Annotated in this window: 22 protein-coding genes; 14 read left to right on the top strand and 8 right to left on the bottom strand. The window is 75.0% G+C overall.

Annotated elements, in window-relative coordinates; translation table 11 throughout:
- The first annotated feature begins 140 nt into the window (after positions 1-140).
- The gene (locus tag GA0070620_RS07480) at positions 141-758 is read left to right on the top strand and encodes a GNAT family N-acetyltransferase (protein ID WP_231922278.1); all 618 of its coding nucleotides are present in this window, start codon (positions 141-143) and stop codon (positions 756-758) included.
- 6 nt (positions 759-764) lie between these two features.
- Here GA0070620_RS07480 and GA0070620_RS07475 read toward each other — a convergent pair whose 3' ends face one another.
- Positions 765-1,694: a diacylglycerol/lipid kinase family protein gene (locus GA0070620_RS07475; protein ID WP_091598286.1), complete on the bottom strand. Its 930-nt coding sequence runs from the start codon at positions 1,692-1,694 to the stop codon at positions 765-767.
- Positions 1,695-1,917: 223 nt separating this feature from the next.
- On the opposite strand from GA0070620_RS07475, the gene GA0070620_RS07470 reads away from it, so the two are divergent.
- Complete coding sequence (locus GA0070620_RS07470; RefSeq protein ID WP_377520422.1) at positions 1,918-3,819, top strand: AMP-dependent synthetase/ligase; 1,902 nt, start codon at positions 1,918-1,920, stop codon at positions 3,817-3,819.
- 67 nt (positions 3,820-3,886) lie between these two features.
- On the opposite strand, the gene GA0070620_RS07465 is transcribed toward GA0070620_RS07470, so the two are convergent.
- Positions 3,887-4,762 carry a hypothetical protein gene (locus GA0070620_RS07465; protein ID WP_091589172.1) on the bottom strand — a complete coding sequence of 292 codons (876 nt, stop codon included), beginning with the start codon at positions 4,760-4,762 and terminating at the stop codon, positions 3,887-3,889.
- Between the two features lie 113 nt (positions 4,763-4,875).
- Positions 4,876-5,286: a hypothetical protein gene (locus GA0070620_RS07460; protein ID WP_091589171.1), complete on the bottom strand. Its 411-nt coding sequence runs from the start codon at positions 5,284-5,286 to the stop codon at positions 4,876-4,878.
- Between the two features lie 120 nt (positions 5,287-5,406).
- On the opposite strand from GA0070620_RS07460, the gene GA0070620_RS07455 reads away from it, so the two are divergent.
- The 9 genes from GA0070620_RS07455 (at position 5,407) to hpnH (ending at position 17,050) form a co-directional block, all read left to right on the top strand.
- Positions 5,407-6,276 carry an NAD(P)-dependent oxidoreductase gene (locus tag GA0070620_RS07455; RefSeq protein ID WP_091589170.1) on the top strand — a complete coding sequence of 290 codons (870 nt, stop codon included), beginning with the start codon at positions 5,407-5,409 and terminating at the stop codon, positions 6,274-6,276.
- 264 nt (positions 6,277-6,540) lie between these two features.
- A complete protein-coding gene (locus GA0070620_RS07450) occupies positions 6,541-8,376 on the top strand; it encodes a 1-deoxy-D-xylulose-5-phosphate synthase (protein WP_172836397.1) in 1,836 nt (611 codons plus the stop codon).
- Positions 8,377-8,419: 43 nt separating this feature from the next.
- The gene (hpnC, locus tag GA0070620_RS07445; RefSeq protein WP_091589168.1) at positions 8,420-9,277 is read left to right on the top strand and encodes a squalene synthase HpnC; all 858 of its coding nucleotides are present in this window, start codon (positions 8,420-8,422) and stop codon (positions 9,275-9,277) included.
- Positions 9,274-10,143 carry a presqualene diphosphate synthase HpnD gene (hpnD, locus tag GA0070620_RS07440; protein ID WP_091589167.1) on the top strand — a complete coding sequence of 290 codons (870 nt, stop codon included), beginning with the start codon at positions 9,274-9,276 and terminating at the stop codon, positions 10,141-10,143. Before hpnC ends, hpnD begins: the two co-directional genes overlap by 4 nt.
- Positions 10,140-11,513 (top strand): hydroxysqualene dehydroxylase HpnE, encoded by a 1,374-nt coding sequence (gene hpnE / locus GA0070620_RS07435; RefSeq protein WP_091589166.1) that lies wholly within the window; start codon positions 10,140-10,142, stop codon positions 11,511-11,513. The genes hpnD and hpnE overlap by 4 nt, the downstream gene beginning before the upstream one ends.
- A complete protein-coding gene (locus GA0070620_RS07430; protein WP_091589165.1) occupies positions 11,510-12,517 on the top strand; it encodes a polyprenyl synthetase family protein in 1,008 nt (335 codons plus the stop codon). The genes hpnE and GA0070620_RS07430 overlap by 4 nt, the downstream gene beginning before the upstream one ends.
- Positions 12,517-14,490 (top strand): squalene--hopene cyclase, encoded by a 1,974-nt coding sequence (gene shc / locus GA0070620_RS07425; RefSeq protein ID WP_091589164.1) that lies wholly within the window; start codon positions 12,517-12,519, stop codon positions 14,488-14,490. The genes GA0070620_RS07430 and shc overlap by 1 nt, the downstream gene beginning before the upstream one ends.
- Positions 14,487-16,049 (top strand): 4-hydroxy-3-methylbut-2-enyl diphosphate reductase, encoded by a 1,563-nt coding sequence (gene ispH / locus GA0070620_RS34130; protein WP_231922276.1) that lies wholly within the window; start codon positions 14,487-14,489, stop codon positions 16,047-16,049. The genes shc and ispH overlap by 4 nt, the downstream gene beginning before the upstream one ends.
- 2 nt (positions 16,050-16,051) lie before the next feature.
- Positions 16,052-17,050: an adenosyl-hopene transferase HpnH gene (gene hpnH, locus GA0070620_RS07415; protein ID WP_231922400.1), complete on the top strand. Its 999-nt coding sequence runs from the start codon at positions 16,052-16,054 to the stop codon at positions 17,048-17,050.
- 87 nt (positions 17,051-17,137) lie between these two features.
- Here hpnH and GA0070620_RS07410 read toward each other — a convergent pair whose 3' ends face one another.
- From GA0070620_RS07410 to GA0070620_RS07400, 3 genes are read right to left on the bottom strand one after another with little or no spacing between them, the layout of a single operon-like run.
- Positions 17,138-17,929, bottom strand: coding sequence for an SDR family NAD(P)-dependent oxidoreductase (locus GA0070620_RS07410; protein WP_231922399.1), 792 nt, complete (start codon positions 17,927-17,929; stop codon positions 17,138-17,140).
- 48 nt (positions 17,930-17,977) lie between these two features.
- Positions 17,978-18,727 carry an SDR family NAD(P)-dependent oxidoreductase gene (locus GA0070620_RS07405; RefSeq protein ID WP_091589161.1) on the bottom strand — a complete coding sequence of 250 codons (750 nt, stop codon included), beginning with the start codon at positions 18,725-18,727 and terminating at the stop codon, positions 17,978-17,980.
- Positions 18,718-21,447, bottom strand: a complete 2,730-nt coding sequence (locus tag GA0070620_RS07400) for a wax ester/triacylglycerol synthase domain-containing protein (RefSeq protein ID WP_091589160.1) — start codon at positions 21,445-21,447, stop codon at positions 18,718-18,720. Before GA0070620_RS07400 ends, GA0070620_RS07405 begins: the two co-directional genes overlap by 10 nt.
- Before the next feature lie 107 nt (positions 21,448-21,554).
- Between GA0070620_RS07400 and GA0070620_RS07395 the strand changes: the two genes are divergently transcribed.
- Together GA0070620_RS07395 and GA0070620_RS07385 are read left to right on the top strand one after the other, a co-directional pair.
- The gene (locus tag GA0070620_RS07395; RefSeq protein WP_157741557.1) at positions 21,555-22,424 is read left to right on the top strand and encodes a hypothetical protein; all 870 of its coding nucleotides are present in this window, start codon (positions 21,555-21,557) and stop codon (positions 22,422-22,424) included.
- Between the two features lie 321 nt (positions 22,425-22,745).
- Positions 22,746-23,594, top strand: a complete 849-nt coding sequence (locus tag GA0070620_RS07385) for a DMT family transporter (RefSeq protein ID WP_157741556.1) — start codon at positions 22,746-22,748, stop codon at positions 23,592-23,594.
- Positions 23,595-23,646: 52 nt separating this feature from the next.
- Here GA0070620_RS07385 and GA0070620_RS07380 read toward each other — a convergent pair whose 3' ends face one another.
- Positions 23,647-24,351 carry a carbonic anhydrase gene (locus GA0070620_RS07380; protein ID WP_231922275.1) on the bottom strand — a complete coding sequence of 235 codons (705 nt, stop codon included), beginning with the start codon at positions 24,349-24,351 and terminating at the stop codon, positions 23,647-23,649.
- Between the two features lie 138 nt (positions 24,352-24,489).
- On the opposite strand from GA0070620_RS07380, the gene GA0070620_RS07375 reads away from it, so the two are divergent.
- A complete protein-coding gene (locus GA0070620_RS07375; RefSeq protein ID WP_231922274.1) occupies positions 24,490-25,014 on the top strand; it encodes a molybdenum cofactor biosysynthesis protein in 525 nt (174 codons plus the stop codon).
- On the opposite strand, the gene GA0070620_RS07370 is transcribed toward GA0070620_RS07375, so the two are convergent.
- Entirely contained in the window at positions 25,002-26,339 is a 1,338-nt protein-coding gene (locus GA0070620_RS07370) for a carbohydrate-binding protein (RefSeq protein ID WP_091589156.1), read from the bottom strand. The genes GA0070620_RS07375 and GA0070620_RS07370 overlap by 13 nt on opposite strands.
- Positions 26,340-26,445: the final 106 nt, after the last annotated feature.

The raw sequence follows: 26,445 nt of genomic DNA, 5'->3' as shown, positions 1-26,445 counted from the left end.
GGCGTGACGGCCGATCGGCACGGGCGCCCGACGATCGTCGCACAGGCGCCAGGCCGACACGGTCAGGCACATGACATGCTCGTCGCGGCGGTTCCGGCCGCCCGCGCGCACCCACCCCGCACGACGACCCCGGAGGCAGCGTGCCCATCCGCCCCTACCGGCCCGCCGACCACGACGCCGTCCACGACATCTGCATCCGTACGGCGGACGCGGGCGAGGACGCGTCCTCCTCCTACCGGGACCCGGGCATCCTGCCGGCCATCTTCGCCCACCCCTACACGTTTCTGGACCCCGACCTGGCGTTCGTGCTGGACGACGACGGCCGCGCGGTCGGCTACGTCCTCGGCACCGCGGACACCGCCACGTTCGCCGCCCGGTTCCGCACCGAGTGGCTGCCGCTCGTGGCCGGACGCCATCCGGCGCCCCAGACCGAGCCGACGACCCCGGACGAGGTGATGGCGCACCTGCTGCACACGCCCGAGCGCATGGTGCTGCCGGAGCTCACCGACCACCCGGCGCACCTGCACATCGACCTGCTGCCCGGCTACCGGCGGTCCGGGCACGGCCGGGCGCTGATCGACACGTTCCTCACCGCGCTCGGCCGGACCGGAGCCGCCGGACTGCACGTCGCGATGGTCACCGCCAACCACCGGGCCCGGCGCTTCTACGACCGGCTCGGCTTCCGGCCGCTCGCCGTCGCCGACCCCGGGCCGCTCACCTACCTGGGACTGCCCGTGCCCACCACGACGGGAGGCTGAACCGACCTAACGGTCGATCGTGTCGGCCGGTGCCATCACCCGCAACGCGTTCGCGGCCAACCCGATCCGCAGCGGCGTGCGGCCACGCAACTCGCCGTCGACCTCCACGCGGGCGGGCTGGTCGGTCTCCAACCACAGCTCACCGACGGCGATGAACGGCTCCTCGCGCAGGGTGCGCCGATGGCCGCTGGTCGCGTTGCGCAACGTGTCGCGCAGCAGGCCGCGCCGGGTGGGGCCGCCCACCGGGTACGCCACCAGCAGCCGGTCGTCCGCGTCGGCGTCGGCGGTGATCGGGCGTCCGGCGTGGAAGCCGCCGTTGGCCACGTACAGCTGGTGGGTGACGAACGTGTGCTCGGCCCCGCCGGTGCGGATCGTGGCGCGCAGCGGGCGTTGCCGGGCCAGCAGCGCCAGCGCGGTCAGCGGGTACGCGCCCCGGCCGGTGACGCGCTTCAGTCGTGGCGGCGTCCGGAGCATGATGTCGGCGGAGAGGCCGACGCCGACGTGGTTGGTGAACGGGATGTCGCCGGCCAACCCCAGGTCGACGTCGACCACTTTGCCGTCGCTCAGGACGGCGACCGCGTCCGCCAGGTCCAACGGGACGCCGACGGTGCGGGCGAAGTTGTTGGTGGTGCCCAGCGGTAGCAGCCCGAGTGCGATGTCGCGGTGGGCCAGCAGGCGGGCCGCGGCGCTGAGGGTGCCGTCTCCGCCGCCGGCGACGAGCAGGTCCGGCCCGAGGTCGGCGGCGGCGGCGAGGACGGACTCCAGCTCGGCCGGCTGCTCCACGGGGTAGCGGCCGATCAGGTCGAAGCCGGCCGCGACCAGCAGCGAGCAGGCCCGCTCGTAGAGGTGGCGGCCCCAGCGGGAGTGGGCGTTGACGACCAGCGCGGCCCGTCGGTGGCGTTTGATGGCCGCACCCAGGTCCTGCTTCGTCCGCACGATCACCGACCCTATCCTCAGCGGACCCGGTTCCGGCCGGGCCGGCGGCGTGTCGGCTGGACCCGAACCTACCGTCGGGTAAGGGCGGAGACGGTCGCCGCGCGTCGGCGGCGGAGGCCGGCTCGCGTGGGTGCCCCGCGGCGGGGGCCGGCTCGCGTGGGCGTCCGGCGCGGGCGAGGTGGCACTTCCGCCGTTCACCGCGGGTCGCGGTGAAGAGTGCGTCATGATGGGCCGCGACAGCCGCCCCCCAACCGGCCTCGGGTCGACAACGGGAGAGCGGAGCGTGGACAGACAGGACGTGGCGATCGACCAGCCGGCGGTCGCCGCCGGGCGGGCGGTGGGCCTGGCCGACATGGTGTGGGACAACGCCCGCACCGACCCCGACGTCGTGCAGTTCCTCCGTCCTGATCCGGTTCCCCGCTCGTGGCCGGCGCCCCGGACCCGGCAGGCCGGCCCGGCTCGGGTGACCTGCCGGCAGTTCCGCGACGACGTGCTCACCCTGGCGAGAGGCTTCCTCGCCGCCGGCGTGGAGCGCGGCGACCGCGTCGGCCTGGTGAGCCGCACCCGCTACGAGTGGACCCTCGTCGACTTCGCGCTGTGGGCGATCGGCGCGGTCACCGTGCCCGTGTACGACACGTCCAGCGCCGAGCAGATGCAGTGGGTCCTGGGCGACTCGGGTGCGGTGGGCTGCGTCGTGGAGACCGCCGAGGACGCGGCCAAGCTGGCCGGCGTACGCCCGCAGCTGTCCGCGCTCCGCGAGGTGTGGCAGATCGACGGCGGCGACCTGATCGCGTTGGCCGGGCGCGGTCGCGCGGTGGACGACGCGCGGGTCGACGCGCGGCGGCGGGCGGTGACCGGCGACGACATGGCCACGATCGTCTACACCAGTGGCACCACGGGCCGGCCGAAGGGCTGCGTCCTCACCCACCGCAGCCTCTTCTGCGACGTCAGTGGCGCCACCGCCGCGCTGGGGGACCTGCTGCGTCCGGGCGCGTCGACGGTGCTGTTCCTGCCGCTGGCCCACGCGTTCGCGCGGCTCATCCAGGTCGGCATGGTCTACCGACGGGCGACCCTGGTGCACGGGCCCGACATGGCCGCCGTGCCGGAGCAGCTGCGGACGTTCCGTCCGACGTTCCTGCTCGCCGTACCCCGGATGTTCGAGAAGGCGCACGACAGGGCGCGGCGGCGGGCCGACGACGCCCACCGCGCCTGGCTGTTCCGCGTCGCCGAGCGGGTGGCCATCGGCTACAGCCGGGCCCTGGACCGGCGCCACGGGCCGGGGCCGCTGCTGCGACCGGCGCACGCGTTGTGTGAGCTCCTGGTGTACCGGAAGGTGCGGGCAGCCTTCGGCGGTCGCTGCCGGACGGCCGTCGTCGGGGGAGCGCCGCTGGGGGAGCGGTTGGGGCACTTCTTCCGGGGCGCGGGTCTGACCGTGCTGGAGGGGTACGGGCTGACCGAGACGTCACCGGCGCTGACCGCGAACACGCGATCGGCGACGCGGATCGGCACCGCCGGGCGGCCGCTCGCCAACGTCCAGATCCGTGTCGCCGACGACGGGGAGGTCCTCGCCCGCGGGCCTGTCGTGTTTTCCGGCTACTGGAACAACCCCGAGGCGACCGGGGAGGCGTTCACCGGCGACGGCTGGCTGCGCACCGGTGACCTGGGCAGGGTCGACGACGACGGGTACCTGCGCATCACCGGCCGGAAGAAGGAGGTCATGGTGACGGCGGCGGGGCAGACCCTCGCGCCGGGACCGATCGAGGAGAAGATCCGCGAGCATCCGCTGGTCAGCCAGGCCATGCTGGTCGGTGACCGCCGCCCGTACGTCGCGGCCCTGGTCACGGTCGACGAGCAGGCGTGGCCACGGTGGCGGGCGGCGCACGGCCTGCCCGCGGAGCCGGTCGCCCGGTTGCGGGGCAGCCCGCAGCTGCGCGACGAGATCCAGACGGCGATCGACCGCGCGAACGCGACCGTGTCGCACGCGGAGCGGGTGAAGACGTTCGACATCCTGCCCGTCGACCTGACCGAGGAGGGCGGCGAGCTCACCCCGACGTTGAAGATCAAGCGGGAGGTCGTCCAGGAGCGCTACGCGGCCGACATCGACGCGCTCTACCGCGGGCACTGACAGCCGCCGTCGGCCACCGGCGCGGCGCGGGCGGGGTGGCGGGAGGGCGCCGTCGGCGCGCGATCAGCTACCGACGCCAGCCCCAGCGGCGCCCGCGGCCCTCGGTCGCGGCGCCGCCCCGGCCCGACGCCTCCTCCACCGCGATCATCCGGGCCGCGACCCGCAGCTTCGCCAGGATCGGCGCGCCGGCCGGGCCGAGGTTGCCGGCCAGCCCTTCACCGATCGTCAGCACCATCCGGGCGCGTACGAGGTCGTGGATCACCGCGAGGCACTGCGCGTACACCGCGTAGGTGTTGGCCAGCTCCCACACGCTGAGCGGCCGGGCGGGGTCGGCGAGCCCCTGACGCAGCTCGCTGGCCCGGGAGGCCGCCAGCGCCGCCTCCCGGGCGTCGTCGTCGCCGGAGGCGCCGGTGATCGCCCGGTGCAGCAACGCGGTCGCCTGGTTGTGGTAGGCGGTGCCCATGGCCTCCCGGGTCTTCGGCCCGGCACCCGGTGGCGGCCCCGCCGACCGTAACCCGGTCGCGACCGCCTGCTGCAACAGGTCGAGGCGCGCGGTCGGCTCTCCGGCCGCGAAGGCGGCCTCTCCCGCGTCGACCATCGCGGTGATCAGCTCGGCGAGGGCCTCGTCGCGGCGTGGGCCGGTCGCGTTCCGGTCCTCGGCCGTCACCGCCTCGTTGACCCGGGCGAAGAGGTCCACCGCCTCGCGGCCGAGGGCCAGCCCCTCGGCGGGGCGCCCCCGCGCCGACGACAGCATGCCGCGCCGCCACAGGGCGCGGGCCAGCTGCTGTTGGTCGCGGCGGTCGACCGGGCCGGGGCCGCGCACCGCGCTCCGGTAGGCGTCGACCACCTCACCCCACAGCCGGTCGGCCTGCGGCCAGCTCTGCTGTCGTGTCGACAACTCGCGTGCCCGCGCGAACATCGCGGCCCGCTGCTGCGACTCCATCCGCCCCACCCACCCTCCGCCGTCGTCATCGAGTGACCCCCGTCGATCCTATGGCCCTCGGGCGAGGCGGAGGGCCGGGGCGAGGGTCCCGGCCGCCGCGGTCGGCGGTCCCGCTACCGGCCGGGTCGTACGGCGCGCACGACGGCCGCCACGACGGCGGTGCCCACGGCCAGCCCGACGAGCAGCAGCACGGCGCCGACCGCGTACAGGCCGGAGTCGTCGCGGGACGCCGCGGCCGCGGTCCAGGCGGCCGTGAACGCGAGGGTCAACGCGGCCGACGCGAGCACCGGCCGGACGCCGGCCAGCAGTGCGCCGACGAGCACCACCAGCAGCGTCAGCGCGCAGCCGACGACCTGCCACACCTCATAGGGGCCGCTCGTCGCCCCGGTCACCGGGTCCACCCGGTAGCCGGTGTCCCAGCCCAGCCACGCGTACCAGGAGGTCGCCGAGAGCAGCGCGACGACGAGGGCGCCGGCGGCCTGGCCCAGGGGAGAGGCGCGACGGCGGTCGGAGGTGGATGCCATGCGGCCGAAGCTAGCGGGGGCCCGCCAACGGGCGCCTGAGCACGCGTACCCACGGCCTCGCCGTTCCCGCCATCGCGGACCCGTCCGGCCCTTACGCTGCCGGGAAAGGAGGAGGTGCGCATGGCTGGCACGCAGCGGGTCGCCGTACTCGGACTGGGTGGCATGGGCGAACCGATGGCCGTGAACATCCTCCGGGCCGGCCTGCCCACGGCCGTATGGAACCGGCGCCCGGAGCGGGCGAGGCGGCTCGGTGAGCAGGGCGCGCGGGTCGCCGACAGCCCGGCGGACGCGGTGGACGGCGCGGACGTCGTGATCACCATGGTGACCGACGCGGACGCGGTGCTGTCGATCGCGGACGAGCAGGGGATGCTGGCGGCCGTACCGGACGGTGCGATCTGGGCCCAGATGAGCACGATCGGCGTCGACGGCACCGAGCGGGTCGCCCGACTGGTCGCCGAGCGGCGGCCCGGCGTCGTCCTGCTGGACGCGCCGGTGGCCGGCAGTCGGGGGCCGGCCGAGCAGGGGAAACTGCTCGTCCTCGCCTCCGGCCCGCCGGAGGTCCGCGAGCGGATCGCCCCGGTGTTCGACGCGGTCGGGCAGCGTACGGTCTGGGCCGGACCGGTCGGCGCCGGGTCCCGGCTGAAGCTCGCCAACAACCTGCTGCTCGCCTTCCTCGCCGAGGGCATCGCCGAGGCGCTCGCGCTCGGTCGGGCGCTGGGTCTGGACCGGGCCACGGTGATCGGCGCGTTGCAGGGCGGCCCCCTGGTCTCGCCGTGGGCGGCGGAGAAGCTGGAGCGGATCGGCCGCGACGACTACTCCCCGCAGTACCCGCTGAACCTCGCGCTCAAGGACGTGGACCTGGCCCTGCGGGAGGTCGAGGCCGACCGGTTCGCGGTGGCCGCCAGCCTGGCCGAGCGGTGGCGGCGGGCGGTGGGCCAGGGGCTCGGCGGCGACGACGTCACCGTGGTCACGCGCGCGCTCGACGGGTGAGCCGCGCCGCCCTCCCACCCCTGGGTCGAGGCATTCGAACCGATTTCAGGCGGTAGGAGAGATCAGTAGGGTTAAGGTGATTTTGCGCAGGTTCCAAGCGGCCCGTTGTCCCCGGCCCTACCCGTAGCACTCGGCGCGGGCCACCGCCTCCGCAGCGTGCGGTTGGCCCGAGCGTCGCAGCACGACCCCGCCGGCGGCCACCCCGCCGGCCGGCGATCGAGACGGTTGTCGCCGCGGAGTCGCGCGTGCCCGGACGGAGAGATGATGTCCCTGCTTGACGATGTCAACCAGCCCGCAGACCTCAACCGGCTCACCGGCGACCAACTCCCGGCGCTCGCGACCGAGATCCGGGCGTTCCTCGTGGACGCGGTCTGCCGGCGGGGCGGGCACCTCGGGCCCAACCTCGGCATGGTCGAGCTGACCCTCGCGCTGCACCGGGTGTTCCGCTCCCCGCACGACCGGATCGTCTTCGACACCGGGCACCAGGCGTACGTGCACAAGCTGCTCACCGGCCGCCGGGACCGCTTCTCCGGGCTCCGCGGCCGAGGTGGGCTGTCCGGTTACCCCCGCCGGGTCGAGTCCCCGCACGACCTGGTGGAGAACTCCCACGCGTCGACCGCGCTCTCCTACGCCGACGGGCTCTCCCGCGCCGACGCCCTGGACGGCACGCGCCGCACCGTGGTGGCGGTCATCGGGGACGGCGCCCTCACCGGCGGGCTCGCCTGGGAGGCGCTGAACAACCTCGCCACCTCCCCGGGCCGCGTGGTGATCGTCCTCAACGACAACGGCCGGTCGTACGCCCCGACCGTCGGCGGCCTGTCCGCGCACCTCGCCGCCCGGCGGGCCGCGGACGCCCCCGACGGACCGGCGACCGACGCGCCGACCATCTTCGAGACCCTCGGGCTGGGCTACCTCGGCCCGGTTGACGGCCACGACGTCACCGGGATCGAGGCGGCCCTGCGCGCCGCCCGCGACTCCGATCGGTCCGTGGTCGTCCACTGCGTCACCCGCAAGGGGTACGGCCACCCGCCCAGCGAGACCGACGAGGCCGACCGGCTGCACGCCGTGGGCGTGGTCGACCCGGGCACCGGGCAGCCGACCACCACGCCGGGCCGGACCTGGACGGACGCCTTCTCCGACGAACTGGTCGCCCTCGGCGGCGACTGTTCCGACCTGGTGGCGGTGTCGGCGGCCATGCTCGGCCCCACCGGCCTCACCGCGTTCGGCGCGCGTTACCCCGAACGGACCATCGACGTCGGGATCGCCGAACAGCACGCCGTCACCTCGGCGGCCGGGCTCGCCATGGGCGGCAAGCACCCGGTGGTCGCGGTGTACGCCACCTTCCTCAACCGGGCGGTCGACCAAGTGCTCCTCGACGTGGCGCTGCACCGGTTACCGGTCACGCTGGTGCTGGACCGCGCCGGGATCACCGGACCGGACGGCCCGAGCCACCACGGCATGTGGGACCTGGCCCTGCTGGGCGCGGTGCCCGGCCTGCGCGTCGCCGCGCCCCGCGACGAGACGACCCTGCGTGAGGAGCTGCGGGAGGCCGTCGCCCACCAGGACGGCCCGACCGTCCTGCGATTCCCCAAGGCCCGCGTCGGCGACGACCTTCCCGCGCTCTACCGGACCGGCGGGATCGACGTCCTGCGCACGGCCGCGGGCGCCCCGGTCCTCGTGGTCGCGGTCGGCGCGATGGCCGCGGCCGCGCTGCGCGCCGCGGACCTGCTCGCCGAGGCCGGTGTCGAGTGCACGGTCGTGGACCCACGCTGGGTCCGACCGGTCAACCCGACGCTCGCCGGCCTGGCCGCCGACCACGCCCTCGTCGTGACCGTCGAGGACGGCATCCGGGACGGGGGAGCGGGCAGCGCCATCGCGCTGGCGCTCGCCGACGAGGCGGTCGGCACGCCGGTGCGCGTGCTGGGTCTGCCGACGTCGTTCATCACCCACGGCGAACGGGGCGGTCTGCTCGCCGAGCACGGGCTCGACCCGCCCGGCATCTGCGACGCGGTCCTGCACCAGGTGTCCACCCTCCCGGCCGACCTCGCCGTGCGGGCGCGGACCCGGACACCGCAGTCGCTGACCGCGCTGCCCGGATGAGCCACCGCCGTCGACCACGCGCCCGAGAGGAAGGAGACCAGGGATGAGCCAGCAGACGGTCGTCCCCGCCGTGCACCGGCTCGCCCAGGCCCGGGCGCAGGAGAACTTCCCCGTCGCGCTGCGCGTGCTGCCCCGCCGGCACCGCCGTCACCTCGTCGCCATCTACGGGTACGCCCGCCACGTCGACGACGTCGGCGACGAACCGCTGGCACCCGGCGTCGACCGCCTCGCCGAGCTCAACCGCGTCGAGGCGGAGCTGCGCGCGCTGTACGCGGGCCGCACGGTGAGCCACCCGGTGGTCCGCGCCCTCGCGTCCACGGTGGCCGACTGCGACCTGCCCCTCGACGCGCTGGTCCGACTCGTCGAGGCCAACCGGGTCGATCAGCGCGTCACCCGCTACGAGACCTTCGCGCAGCTGGTCGACTACTGCACCCTGTCCGCCAACCCCGTCGGGGAACTGGTGCTACACGTGTTCGGGCAGGTCGGCCAGGCCCGCCGGGAACTCTCCGACCGGATCTGCACGGCGCTGCAACTCGTCGAACACCTTCAGGACGTCGCCGAGGACCACCGGCGGGGCCGGATCTACCTACCGGCGGAGGACCTGGAGCGCTTCGGGGTCGGCGAGGACGAGCTGTCCCGACCGGCCGCCAGCCGGGCCCTTCGGGAACTCGTCGCGTTCGAGGCGGAACGCGCCCGCGCCTGGCTGGACGCGGGCGCCCCGCTCGTCTCGGCGCTGCACGGCTGGGCGCGCCTGGCGGTCGGCGGCTACCTCGCCGGTGGCCGGGCCACCCTGGACGCGCTGGCCGAGGTCGACCACGACCCGCTGCGGTGGACCGTCCGCCCACGCCGTGGTCGGATGCTGCGCCGCCTCGCGTCCGCGACCGTGCGGAGCGCCGGATGACCGCGACCGTCGGCGTCGAGGCCGCCTACCGCCGGTGCGAGGACATCACCCGCAGCCAGGCCGCCAACTTCGCGTACGGCATCCGGCTGCTGCCCGGCCCCAAGCGCCGCGCCCTCTCGGCCATCTACGCGGCGGCGCGGCGCGTCGACGACATCGGCGACGGGGACCTGCCGGCGACGGAGAAGCTCATCCGGCTGGACGAGACCCGCGCGGCGCTGCACCGGCTGCCCGCCGAGAGCGGCGGCGACCCGGTCCTCACCGCCCTCGGGCACGCGGCGACTCGGATGCCCATCCCGCTGGACGCCTTCGACGAACTGATCGACGGCTGCGCGGCCGACGTCACCGGCCGGCACTACGCCACCTTCGACGACCTGCACTGGTACTGCCGCTGCGTCGCCGGCTCCATCGGCCGGCTCTCCCTCGGCGTCTTCGGCTCCGCCGACCCCGCCACGGCGGCCCCCCTCGCCGACGCGCTCGGCGTGGCGCTGCAACTGACCAACATCCTGCGCGACCTCGTCGAGGACCGCGCCGACGGGCGGGTCTACCTGCCGGCCGACGACCTGGCCCGGTTCGGGTGCACGCTGGAGCTGGGCGGCGCCGGCTTCACCGACCCACCCGACCGGCTGCGCGAGCTGATCCGCTTCGAGGCCGCCCGGGCGGCCCGCTGGTACGACACCGGCCTGCGGCTGCTGCCGCTGCTGGACCGCCGCAGCGCCGCCTGCACGGCCGCCATGGCCGGCATCTACCGTCGCCTGCTGACCCGGATCGCGGCCGACCCCCTCGCCGTCACCCGCAGCCGCGTGTCCCTGCCCGGCCGGGAGAAGGCCTGGGTCGCCGCGCGCGCACTCGTCGGACGTTCCGCATGACCGGGCCCATCGGGACGCCGCGCGGCGGCGGTATCTGCGTGATCGGCGGCGGCCTGGCCGGCATCACCGCGGCGATCCGCCTCGCCGACCTCGGCCACCCGGTGACGCTGCTGGAGAGCCGGCCGGAACTGGGCGGCGCCACCTACTCGTTCCGCCGTGACGGGCTGACCGTGGACACCGGCCAGCACGTCTTCCTGCGCTGCTACCAGGCGTACCGGGGGCTGCTCGACCGGCTCGGCACCACCGCCGGGACGGACCTCCAGCCCCGGTTCGCGGTGCCGGTGCTGTTGCCCGGACGGCCACCGCACCTGCTCGCCCGCCGCCGGCTGCCCGCCCCGGCCCACCTGCTGCCCGCGTTGGCCGGTTACCGGCTGCTCAACCCCGTCGAGCGGTTCGCCGCCGCCCGCGCCTGCGCCGCCCTGCGGCACGTCGACCCGGACGCGCCGCCCACCGATCAACTCGCCTTCGGCGACTGGCTCACCGCGCACGGGCAGAGCCGGCGTGCGCAGCACCGGCTCTGGGACCTGATCACCGTGGCGGCGCTGAACCTGCCCAGTTCGCGGGCGTCCCTGGCGCTGGCCGCCCGGGTCTTCCGCACCGGCCTCCTCGAATCCGCCGACGCCGGCGACATCGGCCGTCCCCTGGTGCCCCTGGTGGACCTGCACGCCGTGGCCGCCCGGCGGGTCCTGGACCGGCTCGGGGCCCGGGTCCACCTGCGTACCCGGGTGCGTGGCATCCACCCCGAGGCCACCGGGTACCGCGTCGCCGTGGACGGTGGCGAGATCGCCGCCGACGCGGTCGTACTGGCCGTGCCGCACCACGTCGCGGCCACCCTGGTCCCACCGGCCGCCGCGCCCGACGCAGGCGAGTGGCACCGGCTCGGGGCCGCGCCGATCGTCAACGTGCACCTGCGCTACGCCCGCCGGGTCACCCGCCTCACCATGGCCGCCGCCGTGGAGTCCCCGGCACAGTGGATCTTCGACCGGTCGGCGCCGGACGCCGGCGACGAGCAGCACCTCGTGGTGTCGCTGTCGGCCGCCGACGCCGAGATCGACCGCCCGGCCGCCGAACTGGTGGACACCCAGCGCCGGGCGCTCGCCGAGCTGTTCCCGGCCGCCCGGCACACCCCGGTACGCGACGCGTTCGTGAGCCGGGAACCCCGGGCGACCTTCCGGCAGGCTCCCGGCACCCGGGCGTACCGGCCGGCTCCGACCACTCGCCTGCCCGGGCTGGTACTGGCCGGCGCTTGGACCGACACCGGATGGCCGGACACGATGGAGGGCGCGGTGCGCAGCGGCCGGCAGGCCGCCGACATCCTCGCCCGGCAACTCGTGTCCCGGCCCCGACACCACACGGAGGCCGCACGATGACCGTTGTACGCAGCCGCAGCAGCGACCAGATCCAGACGTACGTCGAGCCGGCCATCCGGGCGTTGCTGGACCGTCTGGACGCGGGGAACCGGCTGGTCGCGGGCTACCAGCTCGGCTACTGGGACGCCGACGGGACGCCCGCCGCCAGCCAGGGCAAGGGTCTGCGCCCCGCCCTGGCGCTGCTGTCGGCCCGCGCCGCGGGTGCCGCGCCCGCGCACGGGGTGCCCGCCGCCGCGGCGGTCGAGCTGGCGCACAACTTCTCGCTGCTGCACGACGACGTGATGGACGGCGACACCGAGCGTCGGCACCGGCCCACCGCGTGGACGGTGTTCGGCGTCGGACCGGCCATCCTCGCCGGCGACGCCCTCATCGGGCTCGCGTACGAGGCGCTCATCGAGGCGCCCGGCGGCGGCGCGGCAACCCAGCGGCTCGCCCGGGACGTACGGGCGTTGATGGCCGGGCAGATGGCCGACCTGAGCTTCGAACGGCGCGACGACGTCACCCTCGACGAGTGCCTCACCATGGTCGGTGACAAGACCGCCGCCCTGCTGGCCGGCTCGTGCGCGCTGGGGGCGCTGCTCTGCGGTGCGCCCACCGCCCTGGTCGACGGGCTGTCCCGGTTCGGCTTCCACCTGGGGCTGGCCTTCCAACTCGTCGACGACGTGCTCGGCATCTGGGGCGACCCGCGGCGCACCGGCAAGCCGGTCGGGTCGGACCTGCGGGCCCGCAAGCGCAGCATCCCCGTCGTCCGGGCCCTCGCCGAGGGCGACGCCGCCGCCGCGGCCCTGGCCGAGCTCTACCGCTCACCGGCCCCGCTCACCGACGAGGACGTGGTGCGCGCCAGCGGACTGGTCGAGGCGACCGGGGCCCGCGAGTGGACGTCCCAGCGCGCCTGGCAGGAGACCGAGCGGGCGCGGGCCGAGCTGGACGCGCTGGACCTGCCGGACGACGTGCGCGGCGAACTCTCCGACGTGGCCGACTTCATCACCGGGCGGGACCACTGATGACCGAGCTGCTGTCCTCCCAGACCACCACGCCCACCGGCGCGGACCGGGCCGCCGGCACGCCCGCGGCCGACGCCTCCTGGGCCGCCCTGCGGCGCGCCCGGGACCACCTGCTCGACCTGCAGGACGAGGCCGGTTGGTGGAAGGGCGAGCTGGCCACCAACGTGACCATGGACGCCGAGGACCTGATGCTGCGGCAGTTCCTCGGCATCCGCACCGCCGAGCAGACCGAGGAGACCGCCCGCTGGATCCGCTCCCAGCAGCGCGCGGACGGCTCGTGGGCCACCTTCCACGGCGGGCCGGGCGACCTCTCCACCACCATCGAGGCGTACCTGGCGCTGCGGCTGGCCGGCGACGAGCTGGACGCGCCGCACATGGCGGCCGCCGCCGCGTTCGTCCGCGCCCACGGCGGGCTCGCCCGCAGTCGGGTGTTCACCCGGTTCTGGCTGGCCATGTTCGGCGAGTGGCCGTGGTCGCGGCTGCCCGCCGTGCCGCCGGAGCTGGTGCTGTTCCCGTCGTGGATGCCCTTCAACGTCTACGACTTCGCCTGCTGGGCGCGGCAGACCATCGTCCCGCTGTCGATCGTGCGCGCGCTGCGCCCCGTCCGTCCGCTCGGTTTCCCGATCGACGAGCTGCGGACGCCGGTCCCGCGGACCCGGCCGCCGCGGCTGGGCAGCCGTCCGGGTCTGCTGTACCGGCTGGATCGGCTGGCCAGTGGCTACGAGCGGATCGCCCGCGGGCCGGTCCGCCGGCACGCCCTGCGCCGCGCCGCCGAGTGGATCGTGGCCCGGCAGGAGGCCGACGGCTCCTGGGGCGGGATCCAGCCGCCGTGGGTGTACTCGATCATGGCGCTGCGCCTGCTCGGCTACCCGCTGGACCATCCGGTGCTGCGTGCCGGCCTGGCCGGCCTGGAACGGTTCACCGTGCGGGAGGAGACACCGCAGGGCACGGTCCGGCGGCTGGAGGCGTGCCAGTCCCCGGTGTGGGACACCGCCCTCGCCGTCATCGCGCTCTCCGACGCCGGGCTGCCCGCCGGCCACCCCGCCCTGGAACGGGCCGGCACGTGGCTGCGCGACGAGGAGATCCGTGTCCGTGGCGACTGGGCCGTGCGGCGGCCGACGACCCCGGCGGGTGGCTGGGCCTTCGAGTTCGACAACGACGGGTACGCCGACACCGACGACACCGCCGAGGTCGTCATGGCGTTGCGGCGCACCGGCGTACCGGTGGAGGCGCCGGTGCTGCGGGCCACCCGCTGGCTGCTCGGCATGCAGTGCCGCGACGGCGGTTGGGCCGCGTTCGACGCCGACAACACCCGCGCCATCCTCGGCGACCTGCCGTTCTGCGACTTCGGCGAGGTCATCGACCCGCCCAGCGCCGACGTGACCGCCCACGTCGTCGAGGCGCTGGTCGCGGAGAACTTCGGCGGGACCGTGCCGGTGCGCCGCGGCGTGCACTGGCTGCTGCGCGCCCAGGAGCCGGACGGCTCCTGGTTCGGCCGGTGGGGCGCCAACCACGTGTACGGCACCGGCGCGGTCGTGCCGGCGCTGGTGGCCGCGGGCGTACGACCGGACCACCCGTCGATCCGGCGGGCCGTGGAGTGGCTGCTGACGCACCAGAACGCCGACGGCGGTTGGGGCGAGGACCTGCGCTCCTACCAGGACCCGTCGTGGATCGGCCGGGGCGAGTCGACCGCCTCGCAGACCGCCTGGGCGCTGCTCGCGCTGCACGCCGCCGGGCACGGCGACGGCGAGGCGGCCGGCCGGGCCGTGCGCTGGCTGGTCGACACCCAGCGGCCGGACGGCGGATGGGACGAGCCGCAGTTCACCGGCACCGGCTTCCCCGGCGACTTCTACATCAACTACGGGCTCTACCGGCTGGTCTTCCCGGTCAGCGCGCTCGGCCGGATCCTCGGCGCGCGAGACAGCGCCGTCGAGGCCACCGTGCCCCAGGTGTCGGCCACGGTGACCCGGTGATCCGGCCCGCCGTGCCGGACGCCGTCGAGGCGTGGACGCTCTACGCGCCGATGCGGCCGGAGATGTCGGCGCTGCGGCGCGGGCTGGGCGGGACCGACCCGTACGGACGGCTGACGCTGTGCCGTACCGGCATCGGGCCCCGCCGTGCCCGCTCGGCCGCCGCCCGCCGCCCGGCCGGGAGCGGTCCGGTCGTGGTGGCCGGCATCGGCGGTGGGCTCGCGCCCGGGCTGGCCACCGGGGACGTCGTGGTGGCGAGCGTGGTGCGCGCCGACCCGTCGGCCCCGGACGCCCCGGCCGGTGAGATCCGCATGCCGGACGCCGCCCTGCTCGCGGCCGCGCTGCGCCGTCGCGGCCTGCGGGTCCACGTCGGTCCGGTGGTGAGCACCGACCGGCTGGTCGACGGCGTCGCCCGGGACCGGCTGGCCGCCGACGGCGCGCTCGTGGCCGACCAAGAGTCGGCCTGGCTGCTCGCCGGCTGCGCGGACCGGCCCACCGCGTGTGTCCGGGTGGTCGCCGACACGGCGGCCGGCTCGCTGTACCGGCCCGCGACCCTCGCCCGGGTCCGCGCCGCGCTGCGGGTGCTGCCGGTGGTGGCGGCCGCCCTCACCGAGTGGGCCGAGGCGGCCTCCGCCGTCCGTCAGGTGCTGCTCGCCTCGCCGCGCTCCTTCTGCGCGGGTGTGGAGCGGGCCATCGCGGTGGTGGAGCAGGCGCTGGACCGGCACGGTGCACCCGTCTACGTCCGCAAGCAGATCGTGCACAACGCCCGGGTGGTGGCGGACCTGCAGGCCCGCGGGGCCGTCTTCGTGGACGAACTCGACGAGGTGCCGGACGGCGCGCTGACCATCTTCTCCGCGCACGGCGTCTCTCCCGCCGTACGCCGGGAGGCCACCGACCGGCGGCTGCCGGTCATCGACGCCACCTGCCCGCTGGTGACGAAGGTGCACGCGGAGGCCCGCCGGTTCAGCGGCCGCGGGGACACGGTGCTGCTGATCGGGCACGAGGGCCACGAGGAGACCGAGGGCACGTTGGGCGAGGCGCCGGGACGGATCCGGCTGGTGTCCGACCCCGCCGCGGCCGAGACGGTGCAGGTCGCCGACCCGGAGCGGGTGTCCTACCTGGTGCAGACGACCCTGGCGGTGGACGAGGCGGCGGGGATCCTGGACGCCCTGCGCCGGCGCTTCCCGGCGCTGGCCGGGCCGGGGTCGGACGACATCTGCTACGCCACCACCAATCGCCAGCGGGCCATCACCGCCGTGGCCGCGCGGGCCGACCTGGTGCTGGTCGTCGGCTCCCCGAACTCCTCGAACTCGCTCCGCCTGGTGGAGGTGGCCGAGCGTGCCGGGGCCCGCGCCCACCTGGTGGACGACGTGAGCGGCATCGACCTGCGCTGGCTCGCCGGCGCCGCGACGGTGGGCGTGACCGCCGGCGCCTCCGCGCCGCCCGGGCTGGTCGACGAGGTCGTCGCCGCCCTCACCGCGCTCGGGGCGAGGGAGGTGAGCGAGCACACCGCTGCCGTGGAGGACGTGGTTTTCACCCTGCCGAAGGAGGTACGGCCGTGAGTATGCCGTTGCGTCAGAGCCTACGGGTCGCCAGTTACCTGGCCGGCCAGAAGATGCGTCGGCGCAAGCGGTTCCCGCTGCTGTTGGAGCTGGAACCGCTGTTCGCCTGCAACCTGAAGTGCGCCGGCTGCGGCAAGATCCAGCAGCCGGCGAACCTGCTGAAGCGCCGGATGCCGGTGGAGGAGGCGATCGCCGCCGTGGAGGAGTGCGGCGCGCCGATGGTCTCCATCGCGGGCGGCGAACCGCTGATGCACCCCGAGATCGACAAGATGGTCGCGGAGCTGGTGCGGCGCAAGAAGTTCGTGTTCCTCTGCACCAACGCCGTCCTGCTGCCCAAGAAGATCGACAAGTTCCGGCCGTCGCCGTACTTCGCGTTCACCGTCCACATCGACGGTCTGCGCGAGCGGCACGACGCGTCGGTGTGCAAGGACGGCGTCTTCGACGCCGCGGTGGAGGCGGTCCGTGACGCGAAGCGGCGGGGGTTCCGCGTCACCACCAACACCACCTTCTTCAACACCGACACCCCCCAGACCGTCATCGAGGTGCTCGACTACCTCAACGACGACCTCGGGGTGGACGAGATGATGCTGTCCCCGGCGTACGCCTACGAGAAGGCGCCGGACCAGGAGCACTTCCTCGGGATCACCGAGACCCGGGAGCTGTTCCGCAAGGCGTTCTCCGGTGGGCGCCGGGCCCGGTGGCGGCTCAACCACTCGCCCCTGTTCCTGGACTTCCTGGAGGGCAAGGTCGACTTTCCCTGTACGGCCTGGGCCATCCCGTCGTACTCGCTGCTGGGCTGGCAGAAGCCCTGCTACCTGATGTCCGACGGATACGCGTCCAGCTACCGGGAGTTGGTCGAGCAGACCGACTGGGACAGCTACGGCCGGGGCCGGGACCCGCGCTGCGCGAACTGCATGGCCCACTGCGGTTACGAGCCGACCGCCGTACTGGCGACCATGTCGTCGCTGCGCGAGACGATGCGGGCGGCCCGGCTCAACTAGCCGGCCGACGCGCGGGTGTCGAGGTGTGGCCGTCGCACACCCGTCCTCGACACCCGTCGTCCCCGGCGCCCACCACCGCCGCCGGGTTCAGAAGGCGGAGCGGATCGTCCCGCCGTCGACGCGGATGGTGGCGCCACTGATGTAGGCGGCATACTCGCTGCACAGGTAGGCGACGGCGCCGGCGATCTCGTCGGGCCGGCCGAAGCGCCCCACGTCGTTGGGCACCCACTCGCTCGCGGCGGCGTGCTCGATCTGCTCCCAGCTTCCCGACCAGCCGTGGGCCGGCGCGATCTCGGTGACGAGGGCGCGGACGGACTCCACGAGGATCGCCCCCGGTGACACGATGTTCGAGGTGACCCCCGTGTCCGTCAACTCCCGGGCGAGCGCCACCGCGAGGTTGTGCCGCGCGGCCAGCGTCGCGTTGTAGTGCGGCTGCACGGCCATCGGTTGCAGGCCGAGACCCCCACCGATCTGCACGACCCGTCCCCACCCGCGCTCGCGCATCCCGGGCACCAACCGCCGGATCATCCGCACTGCCGAGATGACGTTGACGTTGTAGGTGCTGGCCCAGACGTCCGGCACGGCGTCCGCCCAGGAGAGCTGGTCGTAGGCGCCGGCGTTGTTGACGAGGATGTCGACCGGCCCGTCGGCGAGGGCCGCGTCGGCGACCGCCTCCGCGCCCTCGTCCGTGGCGAGGTCACCGACCGCGACCGTGGCCGTGGCGCCACCCGCCCGGATCGCGTCGGCGACCGCTTCGGCGCGGTCGGCGCTGCGGCCGTGGACGACGACCGTGGCGCCCTCGGCCGCCAGCAGGCGGGCGATGGCCTCGCCCAGGCCGGCGCTCGACCCGGTGACCAGGGCGCGGCGCCCCGTGAGCATCAGATCCACGGCAGTCCCTCTCTGTGCGGTGGGATCGGCGACGACGGCTCATCCGAAGCGGGTGGCCAGCCGGCGGTACGTCCCGGGCAGCACTCCCCGCACCGCCACCGGAAGCCGCAGCCAGCCCGGCAGGTAGATCTCCGCCCGGTCGCGGGTGATCGCCTCGGCCACCGCGTCCGCCACCCGGTCGGGCGGCAGCGGGCGGGGACGGCGCCGCCGGTACGGCTCTCCACGACGGACGAAGAAGTCGGTGTCCACCACCCCGGGCACCAGCGTGGTCACCCCCACCGGACGGGCGGCCAGCTCCATCCGCAGGCTCTGCGCGAACGCGTCCAGGCCGGCCTTCGTGGCCGCGTAGACGGCCTCGCCGCCCACCCCCAACCGGCCCGCGATCGACCCGACGAACACCAGGTGACCGCCTCGGTGGCACATGCCGGGCAGCAGCGCCCGGGTCAGCTCGATCGGCGCCCGCAGGTTCACCGCGAGCAGCTGGTCGGCGAGCGGGTCGGCCATCCCGGCGAACGGCCCGGCCCAGCCGACGCCGGCGTTGTTGACCAACACGTCCACGCGGGTGTGTCGGGCCAGGGCCCGCTCGGCGAGGTCCCGGCCGGCGTTCGGCCGGTTCAGGTCGGACAGCAGCGTGTCGGCGCCGGTCTCCGCGGCCAGCCGGCGGAGCCGGTCGGCGTCCCGTCCGGCCGCGACGACGTGACTTCCGGCCCGGACCAGCCGGCGCACCAGCGCCGCGCCGATCCCGGACGACGCGCCGGTCACGAGCACCACCGCGCCGCTCAGGCGCACCGGGGCACTCCGGGTGGGACGGCGGCGCCCGGCACCCGCCGGTAGCCGACGCTCCCCTCGGGACCGACCACCGCCGTGCCGCCGTCGCCGCCGGCCGGGCGGCCACCGTTGCCGACGCCCACCGCGCCGACCGTTCGGTGCGGGCTCGGAGTGCCGTCGACTTCGGCGAGCAGGTCGTCGAGGCCGCCGCGCAGCGCGACGGCGAACGCCTCGCCGACGTCCGTGAGGGCCTCGTTGAGGATCAGCCCGATCTCGAAGCCGTTGCCGCGCCGCAGCACCCCGATGCCGAGGTGCACCCCGTCGGCGAGGGCGACCACCGGGGTGGCCGACCGGATCGGCGCGCCGCCGACCAGCCGCGCCTGGAACAGTGCGGGAACGTAGGAGACGACCACGTTCAGGCGGCGGCTCGTGTAGACGCGTCGGGCCAGCGCGGCGTGCACCGGCGCGGGCAGGGCGCCCATGGCCCGCATGACGAGCCCGGCGGCCTCGGCCTCACCGCTGGCCAGCGCCTCGCGCAGGGCCCGCCGGACCGCGGTGATGCGCGCGGTCGCCGGCATCGGCACCAGCGGCAGGTCGAGGGTCACCGCTCCCGTCCAGTTGCCCTGGGTGGGCGCGCGCCGTCGTGGGTCGTGGGACACCGCGAACATCGCCCGCAGCCGGTCCGGCGCGGGCGCCGGGTGCGCCGTTGCCAGCGCGCCGGCGGTGAGCGCCAGCATGAGTTCACTCGCGTGGGCGTGGCACGCGCGGGCCGCCCGCAGCACGTCCGGCGCCGGCAGCGTGGCGGTCACCAGCCGACGACGCGGCGAGGCGAGCGGACGGTTGAGCGGCGTACGCGGCGCGGAGCCCTGCGCGGCCAGCCGGGCCAGCCCTCGGATCGTGCGCCCGACCAGGCGGGCGGCCTCCCGGGTCCGGTCCAGGCCGGCCCGTTCGGGGGCGTTGCCCAACCGGGTGGCGGTCGGCCGAGCTGTCCCGCGAGGGGGCACGGCCTCCCGCGCCGCGCCGGCCGGCTCGTCCATGTCGATCAGCCGTTGCAGTACGGCGATGACGCTCAGGCCGTCGCCCAGGCTGTGGTGCATCTTGACGGCCAGCCGGGTGTGGCCGTCCGGCAGGCCGCGGACCAGCACCATCCGCCAGGGCGGGCGGTTCAGGGGCAGCGGGTCGGACCAGAACGCGTCGATCACCGCGCTCCCGTCGTCTCCGGGCCGGACGTGGACCTCGTCGATGTGCGCGGCCGCGTCGACGAAGCCGTCGACCACCCAACCCGGCCGACGCCAGCGGCCCCGGTCGACGAGGCGGCGGCGCAGGGTCGTGATCGCCGGCAACCGCCCGGCCAGCAGGCGGGTCAGCTCGGCCCCGGTCAACGGCCCGCCGTCGGGGCGCGGGCCGAGCTCCAGGACCGTACCGATCTGCTGGGCCTCCGACGGGGTCTGGACGTGCCGGAAGAACGCGTCCTGCGCGCGCAGCGGCCAGCTCGCCTGGCCGCGGCCGCCGCGGCGCCGGAGGCGGCTCGCGGCCGACCCCGCCCGCTGACCGTCGGGCCCGCCACGACCGCCGCCGCCCCCGCCGTACGGCCCGGTGGGGCCGCCGTCGGGCTGTCGGGACCGGGCGACCGCGGGCAGGCCGAGATCCGGCAGCCACGCCTCGGACGGCGCCAACACCGGCCGGGCCGGTTGGCGCAGCCGGGTGCGGACCCCGGACACCAGCGTCTGCGGGGTGTGTGCCGTCTCGGCCAGCCCCGCGGCGGCCATCAACGCCGCGTTGGCCGCCCCGTGCGCGGCGATCGGCCGGTACATCACGATCGGCGTGCCGGTGGCCAGGGCCTCCAGGGCGGTCGCCCCGCCGGCGTTGGTCACCAGCAGGCGGGCGGCCCGCAGCAGCGTGGGCATGTCGTCGACCCAGCCCCGCACCAGCAGGCGCCCCGGCGGCACCTCCAGGGCCGCCAACCGCTCGGCCAGCCGCTCGTTGCGGCCGCACACGGCGACCACCTGCACGTCGTCGCCGATGTCGACCAGCGCCCGGATCGCCTCCTCCACCGAGCCGAAGCCGTAGGAGCCGCAGGCCACGACCACCGCCGATCGTTCCGGGTCGAGGTCGCAGCGCCGTGCCGCCTCCACCCGGTCACCGGGGTGGAACGTCTCGAGCACCGGCGGGGCGCAGACCCCCAGCGGCGCGCCGGCGGCGGCGACCGCGGCCACGGGCAGCGCCGCGGGGTGGACCACCACGTTGAGGTCCAGGTCGGAGTACACCCAGAACGGGTGCGGCGCGAAGTCGGAGACCCAGGCGCCGACCGGCACGCCGAGCCCGCGGCGGCGGCGCAGCCAGGCCAGGCCGGCGCTGCCCAGCGGGTACGTCGAGACGATGAGATCCGGGTCGAACGCCTCGATCACGGGCGCGAGCCGGCGGCCCGCCCAGGCCCCGGTGAACCACTTCGCGGCGACCGCGAACCAGCGGTGGCGCCAGAGCGAGGCCCAGAAGAACTCGTACAGCCAGGGCGTCATCCCGACGTTCGTGACGTACGTCCGTCGGAACCCCCGACCGACGCCCGGCCCCATCACCTCCAGGGTGTCCACCCAGCCGACCCGGCTGCCCGGCCACAGGGCGTGGACCCGCTCCTCCAACGCACGACCGGTCGCGTCGTGCCCGCCGCCGATGTCGGCGGAGACCACCAGGACCCGCCGGGCGACCGGTTCGCCGTAGTCCGGCTGACCCGGCGCGCTCACGGGTCACCCACCCGGTTCGACCCGCCGGTGGCATACCCGCCCACAGGTGGGTATGCCCAGGTGCCCTCGCCGGCCGCGTCCGGCGCCGACGACACCGGGATCCTGACATGGCTGTGGGCTTCTTTCTGGCGATCGGCGCCGCGTTGTGCAGCGCCAGTGCCGCCATCCTGCAGTCGATCGGGGTGCGCCGGTTGTCCGCGACCGCGCACCTGGACCCGCGGCTTCTGCTGCGGCTGGTGCGCAACGGCCCGTACGCCACGGGCCTGGCACTCGACGGCGCGTCGTCGCTGTTGACGTTCACCGCGCTGCGGATGCTCCCGATCTTCGCGGTGCAGGCCGTCGGAGCGGCGAACCTCGGCATGGTGGCGCTCATCGCGATGATCGTGCTGCGGGTCCGGCTCACGGCGCTGGACTGGACGGCTATCGCGGGCGTGATCGCGGGCCTGGTGCTGCTGGTGCTCTCCGCCGAGGCCGGGCCACCGGGCGAGGTGCCGGTCAGCGCCGGCTGGTGGCTGCTCGGCGTGGTCGTCGCGGTGGCCGTCGGCGCGTACCTCGGCAGTCCCCGGATGTGTGGTCCGGCGATCCCCGGCGTCATGGCCGGCCTGTCGTTCGGGTCCGCGGCGCTCGGTGCCCGGCTGCTCGCCCGGGCCGACAGCGCCAGCGCGCTGTTCGGCAATCCCGCCACGTACGCCGTGGTGCTCGCCGGTCTGACCGGTGTGCTGCTCTACGCGGCCGCGCTGCAGAGAGGCTCGGTGACGGTCGCCTCGGCGTCGTCCATCGTCGGGCAGACCGTGGCGCCGGCGGTCACCGGTTGGCTGCTGCTCGGCGACCGTGTCCGGCCCGGGTTCACGCCGATCGCGGTCCTCGGCTTCGCCCTCGCGGTCGCCGGCGCGGTCGCCCTCGCCCGACACGCCCAGCCGCAGGTGCAGGAGGAGTGCCGCCCGGAGATGCCCGGGCCGTGCGGGGGCGATCGCTGACATGTCGGCTGCTCCCAGGCGGTGCGTGGCGGTGGGGGACGAGAAGCCCCATCGGACAATCATCAGCCTAATGACCAATATGCGTGTTCCTGGGGTGATTGCCGGCAGTGCCGGAGACGGCGGCCGTTCCGGTTGTCGCCCCGGCGCGGGAGCCACCCGTTTAAGCCAGATCCGGTGGGGAAGCCGCGACCGGACCATCCGCTCGTCCCAGCCCGGCGCACCCGCCGGAGGGCAGCAGGCGCGAACGACGACGGTGAGGGGGAGTCAGGTGACCGGTCCGGTTGACGCGCGGTGAGCGACACGGGAGATCTGGTTGCCGGCGTGCCCATCGCCTTGGCCGCCGCTGCCGCGTTCGCCGCCTCGGGAGTGCTCCAGTTCCGTGCCGGGAAGCAGGTGCCCGAGGAACAGCCCGGGCGGCCGACGCTGCTGGTGCGACTGATCCGCATCCGCGGGTGGCGCTGGTCGGTGGTGTTCGCCGCGTTGGCGTTCGCGCTCCAGGTCGCGGCACTGAGCCTCATCCCACTGATCCTGGTGCAGCCCCTGCTGGTGACCGGGCTCGTCTGGTACGTGCTGCTGTTCGCGGCGTTCGCGCACGACCGGCCCGACCGCACCATCCTGGTCGAGTCCACCCTGTGTCTGTTCGGGCTCGCCGCGTTCCTGGTGATCGCCGAGCCGGGCCGCGGCCAGGGGCGGGGACTGGAGTCGTTCTGGTCGGCCTTCCTTCTCGGCGTCGCCGTCGTCGCGTCGGTCGGGGCCTGCGTGCTGTCGGCGGTGAAGCTCCAACGGAAGTGGCGCCCGATGCCGCTCGCCATCGCCGCCGGTATCTGTTACGGCGTCACGGCGGGTCTGATCAGCAGCCTCGCGTTCCACCTGCACGGCAGCCCGCTCGGGGTCTTCACCCAGTGGCAGACGTACGCCATCGCGGTGCTCGGCCCGTTCGGTGTGCTGCTGAGCCAGAACGCGTACCAGGCCGGGCCGATGGGTGCGCCCGCCCTGGCGGCCATCACCGTCACCGACCCGCTGGTCGCCATCGCGGTCGGGTTGATCTGGCTGGACGAGTCGATCCGGGTCGGCCCGGTGCCGGTCACCGGTGAGGTGTTCGCCATCCTCGTCGTGGTGCTGGCGGTCTTCCTGCTCGCCAGACGGGCACCCCATGTGAAGGGCGGGTGACGGGCCGGCCGGAGGCCCGCCGCGAACGGGCCGCCGACCGTCGCGTCCGGTCTCAGTCGAGCTGGGTGACCCGGCCGGTGTCGAGGTCGTAGCGGGCGCCGACGACGCGCAGCGCCCCCTCGTGCACCTTCTCGGCGATGATCGGGCTACGGGCGAGCAGCGAGCGGACCTGAGCCCGGACGTTCGCCCGCACGGCGTTCTCGACCGGATCGCCGGGTAGGTGGAGCACCGGCTCCACCACCGGGCGGAGGCTGTCGACGATGGTGCCGATGTGGCCAGGGGCGGTGCCGCCGCCGCGGATCGCGTCGATCGTGGCGGAGATCGCGCCGCACCGCTCGTGGCCGAGGACGACGACCAGCGGGCTGCCGAACTCCTCCACCGCGAACTCGACGCTGCCGAGCAGCAGGTCGTCGACGATGTTGCCGGCGACCCGGTTGTCGAACAGGTCGCCCAGCCCCTGGTCGAAGAGCAGCTCCGGGGGGACCCGGGAGTCGGCGCAGCCGATGGTCACCGCGAACGGGTGCTGGGCGGCGGCCAGCTCGTGCAGGTCGGCGAGGCTCTGGTGCGGGTGGCGGCTGTGTCCGGTGACGAACCGGTGGTTGCCCCGCAGCAGGCGGCGCAGCGCCTCGGCGGGGGTGACCGGCGCGGGCTCCGCCGGTGCGGCGACGGCGGGTCGCGCGGCGGCGGTCGCCCCGACGGCGACGACGGCGGCGCCGCCGGCGAGCAGGGTGCGGCGGGACAGAGACGGACGCGTCACGATGATCTCCTGTGGTGAGGCGGTCGGCCTATTTCCTACCATCGATGGCCGACCGTCCAGTGTGGTGCGGGACACCATCGGCCCCCTCGGTCGGGTTTTCGACCCGCGATCCGGGGGCGGCGGGCTACCGTCGGGCTGGTGAGCGCCGACGTGCCCGCAGACCGCCCGGCGCCGGCCGTCGTGCAGCTGCTCGCCTCGCCCGTCCACCGTTACGTGGGCCGCCCGGCGGACGGCCCGGCGCCGGCGCCGCCCGGTGAGCTGGTCGAGGAGATCCAGCTCCGGGCCGGCCTCGGGATCGTCGGCGACCGGTACTTCGGCCGGCCGGCGCACCGGGAGGCGAGCGTGACGGTGATCGCCCAGGAGTCCCTGCCGGCGGGCGCCGACCTGCGGCAGGTACGGCGCAACGTGCTCACCGTCGGCATTCCGGTGGACGAGCTGGTCGGTTCGGTGCTGGTCCTGGACACCGGTGGCGGACCGGTCCGGTTGCGGGTCAACCGCCCGGCGAACCCCTGTGCCTGGATGGACGTGGCGATCGGCCCGGGCGCGTGGAAGGCGCTGCGCCGCCGGGGCGGGGTGCGCTGCACCCCGCTCACCGACGGCGTCCTGCGGGTCGGCCCCGTCCGCGTGGAGGTCGAGGAGCCGGGGCCGGGTCAGCGACCCTGAAGTGCCCGGACGTTGTCGCCGAACGTCCAGCCCTTGCTGCCGTCCCAGTTCAGCGACCAGGTCATCAGCCCTTTGAGGCCACCGCCGTAGGTGTTCCACGCCTGCGCCACCGAGGCGGGCGGCAGGTGGCCGCCGCCGGCTCCCGGCTGCGCCGGCAGGCCCGGGACCTGCTTGTCGTACGGGACGCGGATGGTGGTGCCCTGCACGACGAGCCCGGCGTTGAGGCAGTCGGTCTGCTTCGTGAAGCCCTGCACGGTGCCGGCGGGGTAGGAGTCACCGGCGCAGCCGTACATGCTGCCGTTGTAGTACTGCATGTTGAGCCACCAGAGCCGGCCGTTGTCGGCGTACCGCTTGATGATCGGCAGGTACGCGCCCCAGATCGACCCGTAGGTCACGCTGCCGCCGGTCACGTACGCGGTCTCCGGCGCCATGGTGAGGCCGAACCCGGCCGGCATCTGCGCGAGCACCCCGTCGATGATGCGGATGAGGTTGGCCTGCGAGGTGGAGAGCTGGGTGATGGTGCCGCTGCCGGTGAGGCCGGTCTCGATGTCGATGTCGATGCCGTCGAAGTTGTACCGCTGGAGGATCGGCACGACGGTGGCGACGAACCGGTCGGCGACCGCGGCCGAACTGAGGTCGATGCCGGCGGTCGCGCCGCCGATCGACAGCAGGAGGGTCAGGCCGGCGGCCTTGGCCTGGCACATCTCGGCGGGCGTCGGCACCTTCACCGTGGCGTCCATCCCGTCCTCCCAGAGCACCGTGCCGTCGGCTCGGATCACCGGGAACGCCGCGTTGATCACGTTGTAGCCGTGCGTGCGGATCCGGGAGTCGGTGATCGGGATCCAGCCCAGCGGCGGGTGGACGCCGTTGGCGGCGCCGTCCCAGTTCTCCCAGTAGCCCTGGAGCACCTTGCCGGCCGGCTTCGGCTTGAGCGGGCAGGTGGAGCCCGGCGGTGTGGTCGTGGGGGGCGGGGTGGTCGGCGTGGGGGTGGGCGTGGGCGTCCGGGTCGGCGTGGGCGTCGGGGTGGGGGTGCCACCCGTGCAGGCCCCGAGATCGGTCCAGAGGGCGGGGGTCGCCGCCGGGTTCCAGCCGGCGCCGGCCGGCGGCGTGTGCGTCACCAACGCCTGGTAGGTGCGGCCGGCGTAGGTGACCCGGGTGCCGGCCGGATAGCTGACGCCCTCGGCCCACGCGGGCGCAGTGCAGGCCGCGAGGGCGGTGACCCCTCCGGTGGTGGTGGCGAACCCGGCGGTGGTCGGCAGGGCCGCGCCCACGAGGGCCACCGCCACGCCGGCGAGCAGGGCGTACGTCCGACGTCGAAGTCGCATGGCATGCCTCCTCATCGATGCGTCGGAGGCTATCAATTAACTTTGTTTAATGTAAGAGCCGGACGACCGGGCGTCGGTGCGGTGCCGGTCACTGGGCGACCCGGTC

Source organism: Micromonospora krabiensis (assembly GCF_900091425.1).
Lineage (GTDB): Bacteria > Actinomycetota > Actinomycetes > Mycobacteriales > Micromonosporaceae > Micromonospora > Micromonospora krabiensis.
Note: the sequence above shows the minus strand (reverse complement) of the source record. Positions and strands in the feature narration are given on the sequence as shown.

Coding starts and splice junctions, on each gene's coding strand:
- GA0070620_RS07470 (WP_377520422.1), top strand. CDS start 1,918: ATGATGGGCCGCGACAGCCGCCCCCCAACCGGCCTCGGGTCGACAACG.
- GA0070620_RS07465 (WP_091589172.1), bottom strand. CDS start 4,762: ATGGAGTCGCAGCAGCGGGCCGCGATGTTCGCGCGGGCACGCGAGTTG.
- GA0070620_RS07460 (WP_091589171.1), bottom strand. CDS start 5,286: ATGGCATCCACCTCCGACCGCCGTCGCGCCTCTCCCCTGGGCCAGGCC.
- GA0070620_RS07455 (WP_091589170.1), top strand. CDS start 5,407: ATGGCTGGCACGCAGCGGGTCGCCGTACTCGGACTGGGTGGCATGGGC.
- GA0070620_RS07450 (WP_172836397.1), top strand. CDS start 6,541: ATGTCCCTGCTTGACGATGTCAACCAGCCCGCAGACCTCAACCGGCTC.
- hpnC (WP_091589168.1), top strand. CDS start 8,420: ATGAGCCAGCAGACGGTCGTCCCCGCCGTGCACCGGCTCGCCCAGGCC.
- hpnD (WP_091589167.1), top strand. CDS start 9,274: ATGACCGCGACCGTCGGCGTCGAGGCCGCCTACCGCCGGTGCGAGGAC.
- hpnE (WP_091589166.1), top strand. CDS start 10,140: ATGACCGGGCCCATCGGGACGCCGCGCGGCGGCGGTATCTGCGTGATC.
- GA0070620_RS07430 (WP_091589165.1), top strand. CDS start 11,510: ATGACCGTTGTACGCAGCCGCAGCAGCGACCAGATCCAGACGTACGTC.
- shc (WP_091589164.1), top strand. CDS start 12,517: ATGACCGAGCTGCTGTCCTCCCAGACCACCACGCCCACCGGCGCGGAC.
- hpnH (WP_231922400.1), top strand. CDS start 16,052: ATGCCGTTGCGTCAGAGCCTACGGGTCGCCAGTTACCTGGCCGGCCAG.
- GA0070620_RS07410 (WP_231922399.1), bottom strand. CDS start 17,929: ATGCTCACGGGGCGCCGCGCCCTGGTCACCGGGTCGAGCGCCGGCCTG.
- GA0070620_RS07395 (WP_157741557.1), top strand. CDS start 21,555: ATGGCTGTGGGCTTCTTTCTGGCGATCGGCGCCGCGTTGTGCAGCGCC.
- GA0070620_RS07370 (WP_091589156.1), bottom strand. CDS start 26,339: ATGCGACTTCGACGTCGGACGTACGCCCTGCTCGCCGGCGTGGCGGTG.